The organism is Haloferula chungangensis (assembly GCF_042664875.1).
Taxonomy (GTDB): domain Bacteria; phylum Verrucomicrobiota; class Verrucomicrobiia; order Verrucomicrobiales; family Akkermansiaceae; genus Haloferula; species Haloferula chungangensis.
On record NZ_JBHTBS010000006.1, the window covers coordinates 285,161 to 303,651 of the forward strand.

An 18,491-nucleotide genomic window follows, 5' to 3' on the forward strand; every position below is an offset into this window, starting at 1 on the left:
CATGAAAGTCGCCATCCTTGGAGCCAGTCCGAAGCCCGATCGCTATTCTAACAAAGCCCAGCGAATGCTCGTCGAGCATGGCCACGAGGTCTTTCCGGTCAGCCCGAGCGCCCAGGAGGTGCTCGGAGTTCCGGGACTGTCGGAAGTGCCGGAGGGCATGGACACGGTGACGCTCTACGTCGGGCCGAAACACCTGTTGCCGATGCTTGGCCAGCTCGTCGAGGCGGCTCCGCGACGCGTCATCTTCAATCCCGGCACGGAGTCCGACGAGGCCATGGATCGCTTGAAGGCGGCAGGCATCGAGGTGGAAGTGGCCTGCACGCTGGTGATGCTCAGCGTGGGCGAATTTTAAATTTCTCCGCCTTAATATTCCACCTGTTAGATCACCTCCCACACCACGAGAAATTCGCGGGCGTATCGGGGGTCGGTGAGGAGGATGGATCCGCCTTCCAGGTTCCCGCTATGCAGCTCGGCGATTTCGGCCTCGCTGAGGCGGGCTTTTCGTTCGATGCGCAGGCGGCCCTTTTTCCCCTGCTGGCTCTTTGCCAGGAGCTCAAGAGAGACGCGGCCCATGGTCATGCGGACGTTGAGTTCGACGACGGGCGTCCAGCCAAGGCTGCCGTCGGGCTTGCGGTAGAGCATCGCATCCACCCCGACCGGGCCGATGTAGCCGGGAAGGAGACCGTGAAGGACGGGGGGAAGGGTGTTTCGGTACCACTCCAAGGCATTCGCTTCGCGGAAAAGAAAGCTCGTGACTTCATCGTCTAACAACGCGGTCCACTTGGGTGCGACGCGGGATCCGAGGAAACGGCCGTGGGAGTCGTTGTCCATGACGCTGAGACCGACAAGCCGGGTTTCCCCGGCATGCATTTCGTAAAGCGCGGAGAAGTCGAGGACACGCTGGCGCCAGGGCTCGATGACGACCTTGCCATGCTGGGGAAGCACGCGGGCCAGCCAGTCGCGGGCCGCGGCCTCCTCGCCGGGGCTGACGCGTAGATGATCTCGTCCGGCACAGCCGTAGGCGCCTTTGATCAGGGCAGGACCGTTTGGTAGAAGGGATTTCAGGTGGGCCATGGCGGCGTCGAGTTCATGGCAGACGGCACCGCGATCCGTAATGTTCAGCTTTTCTAACAAGCGGACGCCGATCTCCTTGGAAAGCCATTCGTCCGGGACGGGCTCGCGCCATTTCCAGGCGGCGGAGTCGGGCAGGGTAGGCTGGTGCGGGCGAAGAAGTTCGGAGGCGTCGGGCGACCATGCCCAGGGACGCAGGCCGCTGAGTTTGCGCTCGCCGATTTTCCCGACTTCCACGATCTCGGGAATCTGGAAACCGGCTTTTTTGAGATGGGCGAGGTGCTCCTTGCTTGGCGGGCGGCGCATCAGCAGGAGGTCATCGCGACGGATCGCGGAGAGCATGACGATCTCGGCATCGCGCTCCATGGCCGCGCTCATCTTCTTCGGATGAAAGGTCTGGCCACGGCGACGCGCGGCGACTTCGAGTTCGGCGCTGGGGTTGAACCAATGGACGACGGGCGTGCGGCCGCGCGATTGCTCGTAGACTTCAAGGTGTTGGATGAAATCCTCGTCGAAGCCAGCGAGCTTGCGGCCTTCGGCATTGAAGGGCGCGAGGCCTTTGGCTTTCGACGCGGAGAAAGGGAAGACGAGGGCCTTGTTGAAGGCCTCCCAGTCGTTGTCCTCTCGGTCCTTCCACTTGCGGAACCACTTCACGCCGTGACCGACGTGGCCAATTTCGTCCTGATAGATTTTCTCCAACACGCCGGCGGTGGCGCTGTCGCCAACCTGGCGGAAAAGTCCGGCGTAGTGTTTGGAAAAATCGAGGTTGGCCTGCTCGAAGGTGAGGTTGAGGCGGGTGACGAAATCCATCGGTGTTTCCATCGGGGCGATGAGCCGCCAGAAGTAGTTGTTGAGCGGCAGTTCGCCGAAGTGCACGCCGCATTCCTTCATCCGGCGCAGATACATCAGGGTGTGCATCTGTTCCTCGCGCATCGCCTCGTAGACGCCAGCGCGGTACTCCCTGGGGGCGTCAGGAAATTTCAGCAGCACCAGCGCCATGAGCTCGGCGGCGAGCAGTTCGTGATTGGCGAGGAAGTGGAGCATGCGGCCACGCTCGCGGTCGTCATCGAGCTTGTTGATGCCCGGGAACTCGGCGCGCACTCCCTTTTCCACGATACGCAGCTCGTCGGGTCGGCCCGGGCCGTCAGGGGTGAGGATGGCTGGTCCGGGTTGCTCGTCGCACACATCAATCGGCGGCAACTGGAGTTTTTCCTCCAGTGTCCTGGCAAAGAGCACCCGCTCCGCTGCTTCCCGCATCTGCATGGCGCTAGGGAAGCGCAGATGGGACCCGCTGCCAATGGTGAGTTCCCGAGCTGCAAGCCCACTCTCGCAAGACCATCCCGACGCAGTGCGAGTGGGTATCAAGAATCGGTTCTTGAGTTGGAGGGGGGAAAATGGAAATCCTTCGCCATGTTGAAACTTGGATCATCACTTCTCGTGGCTGCGGTTCTTTTTCCCCTGACGCTGCTCGGTCAGGAAAAGGAGACTCTTTTCAATGGTAAGGATCTCAGCGGCTGGGATGGAGATCCACGATTGTGGCAAGTCGTTGATGGGGTGCTGGTCGGGGAAACCGACGATGCGGACAAGAAGGTGAAGGCGAATACGTTCCTGATCTGGCAAGGCGGCGAGCTGGGCGATTTCGATTTCGAGGTGACGGCCAAGGTGAAGGGCAACAACTCGGGCGTGCAGTACCGCAGCAGGATCATCGATGCGGCAAAGTGGTCGGTCGGCGGCTATCAGATGGACATGCACCCCAAGCAGGAATTCCTCGCGATGCTCTATGAAGAAAAGGGTCGTGGGATTTCGTGCCAGCGGGGACAGAAGGTGGTGTTAGAGAAGGGCGCGAAGCCGAAGGTGACCGAGAAGCTACCGATGTCGGAGGTGAAGCTCGAGGAGTGGAATACCTATCGCATTGAAGCGCGCGGAAATGTGGTGAAGCATTTTGTGAACGACGAGCTGGCTGCTGAAATCACCGACAACGATCCGGAGAAACGATCGCTGAAAGGCGTGCTGGCGCTGCAACTTCATGCCGGTCCGGCGATGAAGGTGGAGATGAAGGACATCAGTTTGAAAAAGGTGGAGAAGGAATGAGGTCGCCCTCCAGTCGCAGCTAGCCGTTCTTCGGCGTGGAGAAGAAGAGAAAGCCGGCGAGGTGTTAGATGGCGTTCAGAGGCGAGGATTATCGGCAGCCGACAGGAAGCTGTCACTCGGCGACTCCGCCAGACTCAAGCTGGTTGATCGCAGCTCTCAGACGTCGGGAATTCTCCGGACTGCGCATGAGGTAGGCAGTTTCATGCAGGGATTGGTAGTCATCTAGCGACATTATCACCACGGCTTGATCGCCTTTTCGAGTAATGATGACGGGTTCGCAGTCGTCGCAAACTTGCTGCATCGTGGCCGCGAGATTTTCGCGCGCGGCGGAATAGGTCATTGATTTCATTGAATAGAATGTTGTCCCAGTGGAGGTCGAAATCAAGAAGGCTTGTTGGGTACTCAGCTGCTCCTCCGATACGCAAGCAGCGTGAGGTCGTCGGGCTTTGAGGGGAGGCCTGATTCGGAGTCGGCCATGCGTTTGCTGGCGAGCTCGGCGAGCTTGATCACGGCTTGATCGAGCGGGCCTTTGCGGAGGAGTTCGATGATATCATCGAGGCTCAGGTTGTCGGTCAGGCCATCGCTGGCGAGCAGCAGGGTGTCGCGGCGGTCGAGAGCGAGCGGGGCGCCGAGCTCGATGCGCATTTCGGCGGAGCCAATGGCGTTGAGAATGATGTGTCGGTCGTCGTGATGAAGCGCGTCGACTTCATCGATCAGCCCGGCTTCCACGCCCATGCCGACGAGCGAGTGCGAGATGCTCTGGAACTTGAGTTTGCCGCGCTGGCCGACGACGAGGATTTCGGTGTCGCCGATATGATAGGGGCGGATGGTGTCGCCGGTGACCTCCACGGCGGCGAGCGTCGAGCCGGAGCCGGGGAGTTCGGAAAGGATCTTCAGGTTGGCTTCTTCGATGCCGTTGAGGATGGCGGTGCGAAGCTGCTGGTCCTCCGATGGGAGGGGGAGTTGACGGGCGAGTTGGTGGACGATGGTGGCAGCGGCTTCACCACCTTGGCGGGTGCCTCCCATCCCATCTGCGACAACCAGCAGGGCCTGGCTATCGCTGGCGGGAATGACGGCCGCGGCATCCTGATTCGGTGAGTCGCGGGTCGGATGGGGGCGCGAGTAAAGCACGGCGATGCCGTGGGGGAGGGCGACGGTGAGCGGCTTGTCGAGGTCGGACTCGAGCAAGAAGGTGGGGCTGGGCAGGTTGCCCGGATCCTTTGATGGCGGAGTCACGCGGGGCGGGTTGTTAGAGCAAGGCGGCAGTGGGGAGATTCATGTAGGCTCGGTGCAGTGCCAGGCCATCGGCGAAGCGACGCCGAGGTTCGGGCTCGAGGGCTTTCCGGATGAGCGCGATGAAGGCCGGGTGCGCTTTTCGGCGAAGCCGGGCATGTTCCGGTGGCGGCCATTTGAAAGGATACTCGGGGACGTGGCCGGTGAGCATTTTGTAGAGCAGCAGTCCCATGGCAAAGACGTCCGAACGGAACGACGGCTTGCCCATCGCTTGCTCGGGCGCCATGTAGCCGAGCGTGCCGGAGCCGGAGGCTTTGATGGTGCGTGCGGCGAGCCGGGCGATGCCGAAGTCGGCGAGCTTCACGGTTGGTCCGGGAAAGATGATGAAGTTCTCCGGCTTGATGTCGCAGTGGATGATGCGGTGCTGGTGGAGTTCGGCGAGGCCTTCAAGACAGTGCTCGATGATGACTTCAAGGGAGGCGCTGGAGATCCGTCGGCTCAGGCGATCCGACAGGCTTTCGGTGCCGAGCGGATAGGCCATGACGAAGTGCTCGTCGATGATGCTGGCGTCCTTTAGACTGAGAATGTGCGGGTGATGGATGCGTGATCCGAGTCGCGCTTCCTTGCGGAAGCCATCGAGGAAAGCTTCGTCCGCAAGATGAGGGTGCGGGATTTTCAGGGCGACGCGGTGGCCCTCGATGGTGTCGAAGGCGCGGTAGACATTCGAGTAAGTGCCTTCCATCAAGCGGGCTTCAATGCGGTATTTTCCCAAACGGGATTTGAGCCGCAGGCGGGCCGGCTTGGTTTTGCCATGGCCTTGAGCTTGGCCGGATGATCGGGAAGACATGATGGGCTTCGGAGAACTTCCTTGTTGATAGAGAAGACGGATCACTTCGGAAAGAGGAATGCTGGTGCCCTCAGCCGGTCATTTCCCAGAGCACGCCGCGGGTCATGGTCGGGTCGATAAAGGCGGCCTTGCCTCCCTTGGGAGCGGGGTGGGGTTCGCCGGCTTTTGCCTGGAGTCCGAAGTCGGGAAGTTTGGCCATCGCCTTCTCGGCATCGTCGACTTTCCAGCACAGGTGGTGCATGCCTTCGCCTCGCTCTTCGATGAACTTGGCGATGGGATGTGTGTCATGAAGTGGCTCAACGAGCTGAAGTTGGACATTACCCATATCGAGATGAGTCAAACGCACACCCACCTCTTCCAGCACCTCACTGAGAATCAGGGGCAGTCCCATAGTTCCCTGATAGAACCTGAGGGCTTCTTCAGTGTTCTTTACGGCGATGGCGATGTGATCGAGCTTTTGAAACATATCCCACGCTGCTAAACCCCTGCTGCCCGCGCAAGCGCGATCCCGTTCATGAGTTCTACGAAAACCTATCATATCGCCGTCCTCCCTGGAGACGGAATCGGTCCCGAAGTCACTGCCGAAGCCTGCCGTGTGCTTGAAGCCATCGCTCCCTCGATGAAGGGCGTCGATTTCAAGTTCAGCGAACACTCGGTGGGTGCCGGGGAGTTTCTTAAAAGCGGAAATCCCCTGCCGGAAGAGGCTTTTGACGCCTGTCGCCAGGCCGATGCGGTGCTGCTCGGTGCGATGGGTTTGCCGAATGTCCGCTGGCCGGATGGTCGTGAGATGACGCCGCAGATCGACATTCGCGAACGTCTGGATCTCTATGCCGGACCGCGTCCGATCTATCTTTTCAGTGCGGAGGATTCACCGCTGAAAGGCTACGAGGCGGGCAGTATCGACTTCGTGATCGTGCGCGAAAACACCGAAGGATTGTTCACTGCGCGCGGCGCCACCCAGGCCGCCGATGGCTCGGAAGCTTGTGATGTCCTGAAGCTGACACGCAAAGGTTGCGAGCGGATTTGCCGTTATGCTTTCGAGCTGGCGATGAAGCGCAGAAAAAAATGTACCCTTGTTGATAAGGCGAACGTTTTACCCTCCATGGTCTTCTTCCGAAAAATCTTCTATGAAGTCGCGGCCGACTTTCCTGAAGTGGAAACGGAATGCGTCTACGTCGATGCGGCGGCATTGTTCTTTGTGCAGCGTCCGGAGACTTATGACGTGCTGGTGACCGAGAACATGTATGGCGACATCCTCAGTGATCTTGCGGCCGGCCTGGTTGGGGGCATGGGCATCGCGCCCTCAGGGGATCTCGGCACGGACTGTGCGGTCTTTCAGCCCTCACACGGCACCGCCCCGGACATCGCCGGACAGGGAAAGGCCAATCCGCTGGCGACGATCCTTTCCGCAGCAATGATGCTCGAGTGGCTCGATCATCCCGAGACGATCAAGGCCGGTGAGCGCATCCGTGAAGCGGTCAAAGCAGCGCTGCTCGATCCGACGAAACGCACCGGCGACATGGGCGGCCGGCTCAGCACCCGCGAAATGGGTGACCTCATTCTTTCCCACCTCGACTGATGGCCATCTACGATCTTTCCCGTAGCATTTGCGATGGCGACCCCGGCGTGCGGGTGTCGCCTGCGCGGACGTTGGAGAAAGACGGCTGGAATGCCTCGACGCTGGAGCTCTACTCGCACTCCGGCACGCACATGGACGCGCCGTGGCACTTTGGCTGTGGCGAGGCGACGATTGATGAAACGCCGCTGAGCACCTGCATGGGACCGGCGCACATCGTGCGATTGCCAGACACGCAAGACGCCGAATGGCTCACGGTCGGGCACCTCGGCGCGCTTGCCGAAAATTTCACTGCGGGTCACTCGCTGATTCTTCACACCGGGTGGAGCCGCTTCTTTGATCAGCCGGACATTTATCGGAGAAAATTGCCACGCATCAGTGAGGAGCTTGCCCGATGGTGCGTGGAAAAGCGCGTGCGCATGCTCGGCGTCGAACCTCCCTCGGTGGCCGACGTGAACAGCATCGAGGAAGTCACCACGATCCATCAGATCCTGCTCGGTGGTGGCGTGACGATCATCGAAGGCCTGGTGAATCTCGAAAGCATTCCAACAGACCACTGTCACTTCGCCGCCTTTCCCTTGAAGATCCATCATGGCGACGGCTCGCCATGCCGGGCGCTCGCCTCCGACCAGCCATTTCCATCCGCATGACTCGCGACGAACTGCTTTCATCGCTTCCGCCCGAGTGGCCGGAATGCCCGCTGGCATCGATTCGTCGTGGCTTGGAGGAAAGCGGTGAGACCTTGATCGTGCTCGATGACGATCCGACGGGCACGCAGACGGTTTACGATTTGCCGGTCGTCACCTGCCTCGATCGTGAGTCAATCGCCGCAGCGCTTGCTGAGAAGCCACCGGTTCTGTTTCTGCTGACGAATTCACGCAGTCTAACAGCCGACGAGACGAGGACGCTGCATCAGAAACTTGGGGAGACGCTCCGCTCATTGGGGCAAGGTCGCGTCATCAGTCGCTCCGACTCGACCTTGCGGGGGCACTATCCTTCGGAAACCGATGTGCTTTCCGATGCTCTCGGTCTCGGCGATGCGATCACCCTGTTGGCGCCGTTTTTCGCCGCAGGCGGGCGTCTAACAGCGGGTGATCAGCACTACGTGCTCGAGGGCGAAGAAGCGGTCGAGGCGCATTTGACGCCCTTCGCGAAAGATCCGGTCTTCGCTTTCTCACATTCCTTTCTTCCCGACTACATTGAAGAAAAGACCAGCGGTCGCGTCCGAGCGGATCAGGTGGTTTCGCTTGGGCTTGAGCTGATTCGCAAACAGGGCCCCGAGGCGGTGGCAGAAAAGCTGATGGCCGCCCCTGCCAGAAGCGTGGTGATTGCCAATGCCGTTTGTCAGCGCGACATTGAAGTCGTTGCCGCAGGTGTCGGGATCGCCGCGCGGAAGGGGAAGGGCCTCCTCGCCCGCAGCGCCGCTTCCTACGTGCAGGCCTGTGCCGGCCTGCCGACCCGCGAGCCTCTTTCCAAAGGTGACCTGCAATCGTCCTCGACGAATGGCGGACTGGTCGTCGTCGGCTCGCACGTGCCGAAGACCACATCACAGCTATCGTATCTACTCGAACGCACACCCGATTGGGAACAGATCGAACTCGATGTCGACCAGTTGTTAGCCTCCGGCATTCCCGGCGATCTTCAGGCGCGTCTCAATGCGGCGCTCGAATCCGGTCGTCATGCGATCCTTTCGACGAGTCGCAAGCTCACCACCGGGGGCGGCGACGAGGAGAATCTGCGGATTTCGGCCACCGTTTCCGCCGCGCTGGTGGAAATCGTTTCTAACATCCCGCCGCCACGATTTCTCATCGCGAAAGGCGGCATCACCTCCTCCGACATCGCAACCAAGGCGCTGCAGGTGCGTCGTGCGATGGTTCAAGGGGCCATCCTTCCCGGAGTTCCGGTGTGGAAACTCGGCGAAGAAACCCGCTTTCCCGGGCTCTCTTATGTCATCTTTCCCGGAAACGTCGGTGGCGATTCCGCTTTGTTTGAAGCTGTCCTTAAATTGACATGAATACCCCACTCAAAGGCGTTTGCGTTGGTGCCGGCTACTTCAGCCGCTTCCAGTATGAATCATGGCAACGGATTCCCGAAGTTACGATTGTCGCGAACTGCAACCGCTCCGTCGACAAGGCCGAGGAGATCGCCAAGGACTACGGCATCCCTCGTAGTTACCCGGTCACGGAGTTCGCGAAGATGCTTGATCGTGAAGAGCCGGACTTTGTCGACATCATCACGCCGCCCGACACGCATCTCGAGCTCTGCCGGATCGCGGTCGAGAAAGGCGTTCACATCATTTGCCAGAAGCCGCTCGCTCCGACCTGGGACGAGACGCTTGAACTCGCCGAGCTGATCAAGAGTGCGAAGGGCCGCTTCATGGTTCATGAAAACTTCCGCTGGCAGCCATGGTATCGCGAGATCAAGAAGATCCTCGATGCGGGCACTCTCGGCGAGTTCTTCCACCTCGCCTTCCGCTGCCGCATGGGCGATGGCTGGGGTGACGACGCCTACCTCGCGCGTCAGCCGTTTTTCCGCGACTACAAGCGGCTCTTCCTCTTCGAGACCGGCGTCCATTTCCTCGATACCTTCCGCTATCTCGCTGGGGAGATCGATTCGATTCATGCGCTGATCGCCCGCCGGAATCCGGTGATCAAGGGCGAGGACAGCGCGCTGGTGACCTGCCGCTTCGCCAATTGCGGCACCGCCGTGCTCGATGCGAACCGCTACAACGAAGTCGAAGCCGAGAACCCGCGATACACGTTTGGAACCCTGCGCATCGATGGCAGCAAGGGCCACCTTGAGATGGATCTCGATGGCGGCATTACCATCAAGCCTCTCGGTGAGCCGAGCTACGAACACATCTACAAGCCGTCGCGCGAGAATTTTGCCGGCGACTGTGTGCACGCGCTGCAGGAGCACTTCGTCGCCTGCATGCTCAGCGGTGATCCTTTTGAAAGCACGGTGGAAGATTACCTGAAGTCCGTGCAACTCGTCGAAGCTGCCTACGAATCCGCCGCCACCGATCAGGTGGTCAAAACCCAAGCCTAGAAACCCATGCCTTCCCGCGTCCTTCTCGTCATCGGAACCTTCCTGATCTCGCTGCTGCTCTACATCGACCGCACCTGCATTCAGGTCGCGGGAGACGCGATCAAGCGCGACCTCGATCTAACAGATACCCAGTTCGGCTGGATCCTTTCGATCTTCACCCTGGGCTACGCACTGGCACAAACGCCCTCGGGTGTCGCGGCGGATCGCTATGGTCCTCGCAAGTTGCTGGCCGGAGTGATCACGATCTGGTCCGCGCTGACGGCTCTGACTGCGTCTGGTTTCAACTTTGTTTCGATGATGATCATCCGCTTCCTCTTCGGGGCGGGAGAAGCCGGGGCCTTTCCCGGGATGGCTCGTGCGACGCTGACCTGGATTCCAACCAAGGAGCGTGGACTCGTCACGGGGATCAATTTTTCGGCCTCACGCCTCGGAGGCGCGCTGGCACTTCCGCTGATGGTCTGGCTGATCGAGACGGCAGGATGGCGTGGATCATTTCATATTCTCGGCGGATTCGGAATTGCCTTTGGCCTCGTCTGGTGGTGGTGGTTCCGTGACACTCCCGAAGAGCACAAGGGCGTCAAAAAAGAGGAACTCGATTACATCGTCGAGAATCGCCAGAAGCTCGCCGCCGATACCGGTCAGGCGGCTCCACGATTTGGAGAATTGGTTTCTAACAGGAATGTCATGCTTCTCATGGCCCAGTATTTCTGCAGCAATTTCACCTTCTTCTTCTGCCTCTCGTGGCTCTTCAAGCACGTCAAGGATACCTATGATCTGTCGGCCGCGGATGCCGGCATGCTGGCGGCACTGCCCTTGCTCGGAGGCGCAGCGGGCAACTGGTTTTCAGGGTGGTGGGTTGATTCGATCTACAAGAAGAAGGGTGTCGTGCCGTCGCGCCGGATTCCTGCGGTGGTTGGCTTCTCTCTCGCGACCATTGGTCTGCTGGTCAGTTTGAGAATGGAGACTGCCGTTCCCGCAGTGATCTTCCTGACCATCGCAGTGTTTGGTGCCGACATGACCCTGTCGCCATCCTGGTCGGCCTGCGTGGATGTCGGAGGAAAGAGCGCCGGGGCGGTCTCCGGGACGATGAACATGGCGGGCAATCTCGGTTCCTTTGCCACCAGCCTGGCCTTCCCTTATTTGATGGCCTGGTTCGGAAGCTCGACCCCGTTCTTCTTCATCGCCAGCGCACTCAATGCGGTCGCGATCGTGATCTGGTTCGCGATCAAGCCGGAGAGAGCGTTGCGCGAAGTGGCGACCTGAAGTCCGTCCTGGACTTCACGGGGTGATGCTCTCGATCTGATAGAACTTTCGCTCCTCCTCCGGGGCGGGGTCGATCCATGTCGTGATGTCGCCATCTGGGATGATCGTTTCTGTTAGGCTCATCTGGTCGGGGCGATCTCCGGAGTAGAGCCGATACCACTCACCGCGCTTGCTGTTGAAGCTCAGCTCGACCTCGTCGACAGCATGCTTGATCTGCAAGTTGAGCGGCTCGGGCTTGGTGATGAGGTAGATTCCCGATGTCGCCGAGCGGCCGTTGATGAGATCGATTTCGACGAAGTAGGCCGTCCAGCCGCTCTCCGGAGGAGTCACCGTGCCGATGTAGGTTCCGCCGCCTTGATCGCTCAGGGTGGTCGAGTGGTAGGCGGCCCCGATTTCTTCAAATCGGAAATCCCGGGCTTCCGGATTGGTGGCCTGCCAGAGCTTGGCCGAGCTGACGGCTTCTGAGGTCTGGAGCTCGATCGCACCATTTGGAAGGAGGCTCCAGGAATAGTCAGGAATCGCGTCGGCACCATCGTCGATCAATGCCACGTAAAGAGGGAGAATTTCGACCAGAGGATCGGAGAGCTGGCTCAGGCTGTGGTCGGTGTTGGGAAAGTAGCGCAGCCACTTTTTCCCGGGAAGCTCATCGTAGTAGAACTTCCAGGAATCCGGCAGGAAGAACTGATCGCCGGCCGAGCTGAGGATCAGCTTGGGCATCGTCAGGCGCTCGAGGTAGGAATAGGGGTCGACGATGTCGAAAAGCGCCTCGCTTTCCGGCGTGCCGAGCTTGTCCATGGCTCCGGCATCAAGGTAATCGTGAACCGCCGGTGCCCACGAACCGTAGACCTTGAAGTGATGATCGAAGGAGGTCTCGACGTTCAGTGTATCGATGACGATCGGGATGATCGCCGACACGCGCCCGGTTCCGAGCGGACCGTTTTCCGCAGCGGCTGTTAGCCAGGTGGCCCAACCGCGTTTCGAGGCACCGGCGACGATGAAGTCATCGATCGGATCGCCGGGCTTCACCTGGCTCATGAGTGATTGAACCGTGTCCATGGCGCGGACGACCGCCCGCGCCATCGGCAGGTGGACGGGCCAGCTGAGATCCTCCGGATCATCGAGAAACTTTTTCCACGAATAGGCGAGCAGCGCGTCTTCCGAGCGGCTTTCGGTTTCATCAGAGAAAGTCAGCGGCTGATTCGGAATCTGGCCGACATCGACGATCACCGATCCGGTGAGGGCTGAGATGGGTCCGATGGTGTCGTCGAGCTCGCCGAAGTCCGGGAGCTTTTCATTCGAGCCACCACTCACCACGAGAAGTGCGGTGCGTTTCGTCACCGAGGATGGCACATAAACGGTCATCCAGTGCTTCCAGAGGGTGCGGTCGACTTCGTTTTCCGTGCGCCAGCTTCCCGACGTCATCTGGATGATATAGCGCGTGTGGAAGAGCCCGCTTTTCGTATCGGTGACCACGAAGTTGTAGGCCGGATCGTTGGCGTAAACAAACTCGTCGAGCGCGGTGCGATCCGTCGCTCGGGAGGAGAGCGAGGTCGTCAAAAACGCCGCGGCGAGCCAAGCGAGGAACCCGATAGGTGTGACGAAAAGCAGCTTGATGCTCATAGCGCGGGGATTGAAGGGGCTCTGCCAGATTCTGACCACTCTTTCAGCGAAGAAATCATGCAAGGCGTTCCGCGCGGGACCGAGATTTTGAGAAGATCCCTTATGAATCTTCCGTAGGGAGGGTTTGTAGCTCCCGAGTCCTTCATGAAAATCCTCCTGCACCTCCTCTTTCCCCTGGCGATGATCGGCGCGCTTTGCGCAAAGGACCGCAAGCCGAACTTCGTCTTTCTACTCGTCGATGACCTTGGTTGGGGTGACTTCGGATGCTATGGCGCGGAGTTTTATGAAACACCACAGATCGACAAGCTCGCCAGTGAGGGCATGCAGTTCAGCAATGGCTACGCCGCCTGCACGGTGTGTTCGCCGAGCCGGGCGGCCATTCTGAGCGGCAGCTATCCGGCGCGTCTCCATCTGACCGACTGGATCACCGGTCATAAGCATCCTTTCGCCAAACTCCGTGTGCCGGACTGGAAGATCCGGATCGATCACCAGCGCGTGCTCATGCCCGAGGCCTTGAAGGAAGGCGGCTACCGCACGGCATTCTTCGGCAAATGGCACCTCATGCCGATTGGTCAGCCGGATTTCGACCAGCACTACCCGACAGATCACGGCTTTGACATCAATGTGGGGGGCCGTGAATGGGGCCAGCCGAAGGGCAGAGGCAAGTATTTCTCACCCTTCGACATGCCGGGTCTCGACGATGGAAAGGCAGGCGACTTCCTAACAGACAAGCTCACCGATGCGGCGCTTGATTTCCTCGATCAAACGAAGCGTGATCAACCCTTCCTGCTCTACTTCTCCTACTACACCCTGCATGGCCCGCTGATGGCTCCGCCCGAGCTGGTGGCGAAGTACAAGGAGAAAGCCAAAACCTTCGAAAACACGAAGAACGAGCTCCTCGACCCGCGCCGCGCCGGGATGGTGGAAAAGCTCGACGATAGCGTGGGCCGGATCATGGCGAAACTTGACGAACTCGGTATCGCCGACAACACCGTCGTCATTCTAACAGGCGACAACGGCGGCGACAGTCCGAAGACCACCGGTGGCCTGCGCGATTACAAGGGTCTGTCGCACGAAGGAGGCGTGCGTGAGCCCTTCATCGTGAAGTGGCCCGGCAGGATTGCACCGAAATCGAGCTGTGACGAAATGGTCATCGGAACCGACTTCTATCCGACCCTGCTGGAAATGGCCGGCCTGCCAGCGCGTCCTGATGAGCATGCCGACGGCGTGAGCATCCTGCCGTTGCTGACCGGAGCGACCAAGGAGCTCGAGCGCGACGCGCTTTTCTGGCACTACCCGCATTACCACCGCACCAAGCCTTACGGCGCGATTCGCCGAGGCGACATGAAGCTCATCGAATTCTTCGAGGGCGGAAATCTGGAGCTCTATGATCTCAAGACTGATCCGGGCGAAAAGAACAACCTTGCCAAGCAGCACCCTGAGAAGGCGCAGGCCCTGTTGAAGGAACTCAAGGCCTGGCGGAAATCTGTCGATGCCCAGATGCCAAGCGAAAACCCCAACCACGATCCTTCCCGCGGGGGCAAAAACAAGCAGGGGAAGAAAATGGGGAAGTAGGCCACTATCAATGTCTCGTCATGAAAGGCGGATGTCAGCCCGATGGACAGGCGCGAGCGGTCGTGTGGCATGTGGAGTTTCCTGATCGCCCCCGACGCACCCGCAATGATTTCTGATTTCCTGGCGCCCGACGCGCCAGCGAACCGCTTGGACATCCTGAGGGAAACTGATTCACCGTGAGAATCGACAAGCAAAGCTAGAAGCTGGTGGCGAGCATTCTCGAGGGCTTCGCTGCGTGCTTGCCGCCTCCATCGGGACCGGATTAATTGGAGATGGCGTCAGGGCAATGGCCATGGCTCCGCAGTTTTTATATCTGCAAAAGATGAAATACTTCCTCTCGATACTGAGATAATGGAGTGGCTCGCCAACACAATCGCACTACTGGTGGGGATCAGTTGTTTTGCTCTAGCTGGATGGCATGAGAGGACGTGGTGGGTCCGGGCGAAATGGATAAGGACGACGGGTGAGGTGGTGGGGATTACCCGACAAGGATCTGAAGACACCGAGTATCCAAAGATATCGTTTGTTCATGATGGGAGGGTTCATGAGTTTACCTCAGGCTACGGCGGAACCGGTTGTTCCCGGATCGGAGACTCGGTGGTGGTGGTCGTGGACCCGGTTACACTGAAGGCAGAACAAGTGACCACTGGGAATCGCGTACTCTTCACGATCGCTCCCATAGCATTTGGATTGCTATTTTCTGCAATAGGACTTCATGGTGTTGAGGTCGAAGATCACGACGCTGGGCAAGGCGCTACCTCATCACAGTTGGAGTCGGGCATTGAACCCATGTCCCCATCAGAATCTGAGGAGCGCTCCCGGTAGCGGATGGCGAACTTTCAACGAACAGCATTCTATGACGAGAACGATCATGATACCCTTGGTGGCCAGCCTTCTGGTGGTCGGATTCCCTTCGTGTTCCACTGATTTGGGAAAGGACCGGCAGGCTTCCAGCTCAGAGAGCGCCCTCAAGCTGGGGCCTTTCAGGCAGGGGAATTTCATACCGGACGAAAAACCCCTGAAGGCCGAAGACACGACGGATCTGAGAGAGGTTGCCCTGAGCCTGCCAATCTGGGAGAGCAGCTGGAAGTCTAGCGAGGAATGGGTTTATATGAACTCCAAGGACGGACGTCGGGTCGACCAGTGGACAAATCCCGCGGATGGCGCCCAGCATGCGGTCACCATCAAGCGATTGGCGAAGTCCTCTGAAGGTCTGACTCGGGTCGGGGTCTTTCACCCCAGCTTGAAGGTGTTCACTCCCGATGGAGGGAGATATGGTTCCTGGAGCGCCGTTTTGGAGCGGAGAACCGGTGGGTGGTTCGTCGAATCGGTCGACTAGGACGAAGTCACTCGTTCAGTCGGCTCACCGGCGGGCAAGGCTTTCCGTTGCTCAACCACGAGGGCTTCCAGGCTATGGGAGGAGTTCATCGAATTCGGCCGACGAATCGACCACCCGATAAAAGGTGCGGGGAGCGGTTCCCACGACGTGGAAGAAGTTTCGGGGATAGCCGGTGCCCGCGAAGTTCTGGATTGGCGTCCAGGTGGTGAGGTTGTTGGATGTTTCGATTCGGTGGTAGGCACCGAGAACGGTTGTCGGAAGGGTGAGCGACGAGGAGCGGTTGGCTGCGCTGCTGACCAGGCCGTTCATGATGAGGGGAACGCAGCCTGAGACCGATGGCGAGCCTGCGGCGAATCCGTGATAGGTCAATGGTTCGAATAGGAAGAAGGCGTTGTAGTCGTTTCCTCGTTTTACCTGCGCGGTGATCTGGGTGGCGTAGCTGAGCGCGTCTAGGTTGGGGAGTTCGTTTGCCCGGCTCACAAGTCCGCCGACAAATACGATTTGAACTGAGCCGCCTTCCCCGGATTCCGCAGGGGTGTCGACCAGGAAATTGTCGCTGGTTCCGCGGACAGTTAGAGAATCCTGGCTCGTGCCGGTGGTGGGGATGGAGTTGTTTTCGATAATGATCGAACTGGTGTGTCCTGTATTGAGTGACCATCCCACGCCGCCACTCCGAGCGACCTGGATTTCGGCGGAGAGTTGAAGCTGCTGGTAGAACCCTGCGACGGATGTTGTGGAGTCGACGGCGGCCTGCGCAGCGGTGTCGTAGCGCAGCGTGAGTAAAGCGACGTCCTGGGGCGCTATGGCATTCACGAGGTTTCCATTGATGTTGGTGATGCCGGAGACCCGGCCTTTGACGCGGACGGTGATGGGTTCCGCAGCCAGGGGGAGGAGGGAGAGGAGGGAGACAATGAAGAGGTATTTCACTGCCCGAAGATTTGCGATCTGGGGGAGGGTGTAAAGATTTGTGATGCGGACCGGCTATCTCGTTTGCCGTCCGGGATTCAGCGGGCAATCTCACATCGTACTCTCGTTTGGCCTTCAGCTCGTCGATCTCGATCCAGCCGAGGCAAGTTGGTCTTGCGAACTTTGCCGGCGCCCCGGGGTGCCGGGGCATCTGACAAATGCCCGCAGGATGGAACGTCAGCTGCTGAAGGAAGGAAACCGCTCCATCACCCGATCCGAGATCGCTGGGGGGCAGAGAAGTTCCTTGATACTCAGTGGCCGCGAACTGGGTCCCTTTGCCTCGGGCAGCCTTGATGCGGGGCGGGATCGCGAGATAGATTCCCGCCGCCCTGCCTGTAAAAGGAGATTTACCCAGTCAATTCACCTCGAACCCATGCCGCCGACGAGCATGTCTCATTTCAGAATCATCCTAGCTATCGCCCTGCTGTCCCAGTTTCCAGCCCTTGCCGGAAACCTCAACGTCAGCACGCTTGAAGAATTGAATGCAGCGATTGCCAAGAGCGGCAATACGATCCGAATGGAGCCGGGGCGTTACGACCTGGAGCAGTTGCCCAGAAATTCAAGGAAGCTGGCCTTCTCGGGATCGGACAATACCGTCATTCTGAAGGACGTTTACGTCAAGGTGACCGTCGGGCTTGTCAATCGGTCGTACATCGAAGTTACCGGCGATAACAACACCATCACCGGCGGGGAGTTCGAGGATACCTACAAGAGCGGAATCACCTTCGTTAAGGATTTCAGCGCCTACAACAAGGACCGCCGAAACCTCGCGGCTGGACTGCGGGGTGATGCCGTTATGAACGTGGACGGCAGAAACAATACCGTCAAAGACCTCAAGCTCACCGTCAGAGGATCCTGGCCATACGGTTACGGCAGCTTTTATGGAATTGGTGCTCCGAGTACTTTCGGCCTGAACAAGCGATGCGGCATACTGGTTCGGGGAGTGGGAAACACCCTCGATGGGATCGAATTGCAACAGCGCGCCTTTGGTCACGGCATCTACATGCAGAAGGGCGCGGACAAGACCGTCATCAGGAATTGCCACGTGGAGGGGCGGATCCGCAAAACCGGGGACCTCTATCAGGAGACGGACCGGGAGGACCTCCCGAAGCGCTCCGGCTACCGTTTCCCCAACCGGGATGATTTCAAGCTGAAGTCGCCCGGGAGTTACCCGATCCCCAAGGACCGGGTCCATTCGCTCTGTGAAGATGGAATCCGCATGTACAACATCCGCGGAAGCATCACGGTGGAAAACTGCACCGTGACAAAGATGCGTGGCGGCATCCGCCTTTACCTGGGGGGACCGGCGATTGTCAAAGACTGCACCGTCACCTATTGCGAGTACACCGGCTATAACTTGCCTAACAAGGGCCGTGTGATCAATTCCTCCGGAGATTTCTCCTTTGGCCCGCTCACGGATTATCGCTCGAACCGGAGTGGAACTCGTGCCGAATGGACGATCCTCCCTTCGCCCGAAGCCTCCGGGGCTCACAATATCATGGATATCCTCGGCAATGGTCATCGCATCACGCTGAATCGGGAAAAAGGTCCGATCGACCTTAATCAAGAGAGAGCCATCGTGATCCATGGCAACGATTCCACGATCATCAACCGCACCGAGTATAAGGTGGTGCTGGCCAAGGGAACCAAAGGCAACCGGGTGAGCAGCTATGGTCCGGTGAGTGGCGAGATGGGAAGAAACAAGGTCGAGAAGCTCGATTCCCTCCAGCCCTAGACCTAGCCGGACAACGCTGCCATGGCGTTCCGGACACGGCGTGTCCCCGTCTGGCGGGCGCATGGAGTCTCAGAGAAAACAGGGTGAGCACGGCGGCATTTGAACGAGGATGAAAGCTTGCTCATGC

At 59.2% G+C, this 18,491-nt stretch carries 18 protein-coding genes; 11 read left to right on the top strand and 7 right to left on the bottom strand.

The genetic code is table 11. From position 1 onward, the window contains the following. The first annotated feature begins 1 nt into the window (after position 1). Entirely contained in the window at positions 2–352 is a 351-nt protein-coding gene (locus ACFQY0_RS13325) for a CoA-binding protein (protein WP_379713175.1), read from the top strand. 26 nt (positions 353–378) lie between these two features. Here the strand turns inward: ACFQY0_RS13325 and ACFQY0_RS13330 are convergent, their stop codons facing one another. Continuing rightward, positions 379–2,334: a DUF455 family protein gene (locus tag ACFQY0_RS13330; RefSeq protein ID WP_379713177.1), complete on the bottom strand. Its 1,956-nt coding sequence runs from the start codon at positions 2,332–2,334 to the stop codon at positions 379–381. Between the two features lie 147 nt (positions 2,335–2,481). Here ACFQY0_RS13330 and ACFQY0_RS13335 point away from each other — a divergent pair, with 147 nt between their 5' ends. Further along, positions 2,482–3,162, top strand: coding sequence for a 3-keto-disaccharide hydrolase (locus ACFQY0_RS13335; protein WP_379713179.1), 681 nt, complete (start codon positions 2,482–2,484; stop codon positions 3,160–3,162). A 112-nt stretch (positions 3,163–3,274) separates the two neighbouring features. Here the strand turns inward: ACFQY0_RS13335 and ACFQY0_RS13340 are convergent, their stop codons facing one another. The 4 genes from ACFQY0_RS13340 to ACFQY0_RS13355 form a co-directional block, all read right to left on the bottom strand. Further along, entirely contained in the window at positions 3,275–3,511 is a 237-nt protein-coding gene (locus ACFQY0_RS13340) for a type II toxin-antitoxin system Phd/YefM family antitoxin (RefSeq protein ID WP_379713181.1), read from the bottom strand. A 53-nt stretch (positions 3,512–3,564) separates the two neighbouring features. Continuing rightward, complete coding sequence (locus ACFQY0_RS13345; protein WP_379713183.1) at positions 3,565–4,398, bottom strand: PP2C family protein-serine/threonine phosphatase; 834 nt, start codon at positions 4,396–4,398, stop codon at positions 3,565–3,567. Positions 4,399–4,411: 13 nt separating this feature from the next. Continuing rightward, positions 4,412–5,242: a serine/threonine-protein kinase gene (locus tag ACFQY0_RS13350; RefSeq protein ID WP_379713185.1), complete on the bottom strand. Its 831-nt coding sequence runs from the start codon at positions 5,240–5,242 to the stop codon at positions 4,412–4,414. A 70-nt stretch (positions 5,243–5,312) separates the two neighbouring features. Continuing rightward, positions 5,313–5,708: a VOC family protein gene (locus ACFQY0_RS13355; RefSeq protein WP_379713187.1), complete on the bottom strand. Its 396-nt coding sequence runs from the start codon at positions 5,706–5,708 to the stop codon at positions 5,313–5,315. Positions 5,709–5,756: 48 nt separating this feature from the next. Here ACFQY0_RS13355 and ACFQY0_RS13360 point away from each other — a divergent pair, with 48 nt between their 5' ends. From ACFQY0_RS13360 to ACFQY0_RS13380, 5 genes are read left to right on the top strand one after another with little or no spacing between them, the layout of a single operon-like run. Next, positions 5,757–6,821: an isocitrate/isopropylmalate dehydrogenase family protein gene (locus ACFQY0_RS13360; RefSeq protein ID WP_379713189.1), complete on the top strand. Its 1,065-nt coding sequence runs from the start codon at positions 5,757–5,759 to the stop codon at positions 6,819–6,821. Continuing rightward, positions 6,821–7,468: a cyclase family protein gene (locus tag ACFQY0_RS13365; RefSeq protein WP_379713191.1), complete on the top strand. Its 648-nt coding sequence runs from the start codon at positions 6,821–6,823 to the stop codon at positions 7,466–7,468. Before ACFQY0_RS13360 ends, ACFQY0_RS13365 begins: the two co-directional genes overlap by 1 nt. Then, positions 7,465–8,832, top strand: coding sequence for a four-carbon acid sugar kinase family protein (locus ACFQY0_RS13370; protein ID WP_379713194.1), 1,368 nt, complete (start codon positions 7,465–7,467; stop codon positions 8,830–8,832). The genes ACFQY0_RS13365 and ACFQY0_RS13370 overlap by 4 nt, the downstream gene beginning before the upstream one ends. Further along, the gene (locus ACFQY0_RS13375) at positions 8,829–9,866 is read left to right on the top strand and encodes a Gfo/Idh/MocA family protein (RefSeq protein ID WP_379713196.1); all 1,038 of its coding nucleotides are present in this window, start codon (positions 8,829–8,831) and stop codon (positions 9,864–9,866) included. Before ACFQY0_RS13370 ends, ACFQY0_RS13375 begins: the two co-directional genes overlap by 4 nt. Positions 9,867–9,872: 6 nt before the next feature. Further along, the gene (locus tag ACFQY0_RS13380; protein ID WP_379713198.1) at positions 9,873–11,129 is read left to right on the top strand and encodes an MFS transporter; all 1,257 of its coding nucleotides are present in this window, start codon (positions 9,873–9,875) and stop codon (positions 11,127–11,129) included. A 15-nt stretch (positions 11,130–11,144) separates the two neighbouring features. Here ACFQY0_RS13380 and ACFQY0_RS13385 read toward each other — a convergent pair whose 3' ends face one another. Further along, positions 11,145–12,749, bottom strand: coding sequence for a PhoPQ-activated protein PqaA family protein (locus ACFQY0_RS13385; RefSeq protein ID WP_379713200.1), 1,605 nt, complete (start codon positions 12,747–12,749; stop codon positions 11,145–11,147). 144 nt (positions 12,750–12,893) lie between these two features. On the opposite strand from ACFQY0_RS13385, the gene ACFQY0_RS13390 reads away from it, so the two are divergent. The 3 genes from ACFQY0_RS13390 to ACFQY0_RS13400 all read left to right on the top strand — a co-directional run bounded on the left by ACFQY0_RS13390 (position 12,894) and on the right by ACFQY0_RS13400 (position 15,663). Next, the gene (locus ACFQY0_RS13390) at positions 12,894–14,324 is read left to right on the top strand and encodes a sulfatase (RefSeq protein ID WP_379713202.1); all 1,431 of its coding nucleotides are present in this window, start codon (positions 12,894–12,896) and stop codon (positions 14,322–14,324) included. Positions 14,325–14,675: 351 nt separating this feature from the next. Further along, on the top strand, positions 14,676–15,149 hold the full coding sequence (locus ACFQY0_RS13395; RefSeq protein WP_379713204.1) for a DUF3592 domain-containing protein: 474 nt from the start codon (positions 14,676–14,678) through the stop codon (positions 15,147–15,149). Positions 15,150–15,195: 46 nt separating this feature from the next. Next, positions 15,196–15,663 (top strand): hypothetical protein, encoded by a 468-nt coding sequence (locus ACFQY0_RS13400; protein ID WP_379713206.1) that lies wholly within the window; start codon positions 15,196–15,198, stop codon positions 15,661–15,663. A 72-nt stretch (positions 15,664–15,735) separates the two neighbouring features. On the opposite strand, the gene ACFQY0_RS13405 is transcribed toward ACFQY0_RS13400, so the two are convergent. After that, positions 15,736–16,590 carry a hypothetical protein gene (locus ACFQY0_RS13405; RefSeq protein ID WP_379713208.1) on the bottom strand — a complete coding sequence of 285 codons (855 nt, stop codon included), beginning with the start codon at positions 16,588–16,590 and terminating at the stop codon, positions 15,736–15,738. 427 nt (positions 16,591–17,017) lie between these two features. Here ACFQY0_RS13405 and ACFQY0_RS13410 point away from each other — a divergent pair, with 427 nt between their 5' ends. Further along, positions 17,018–18,364 (top strand): protein-transmembrane prediction, encoded by a 1,347-nt coding sequence (locus ACFQY0_RS13410; protein ID WP_379713210.1) that lies wholly within the window; start codon positions 17,018–17,020, stop codon positions 18,362–18,364. Positions 18,365–18,491: the final 127 nt, after the last annotated feature.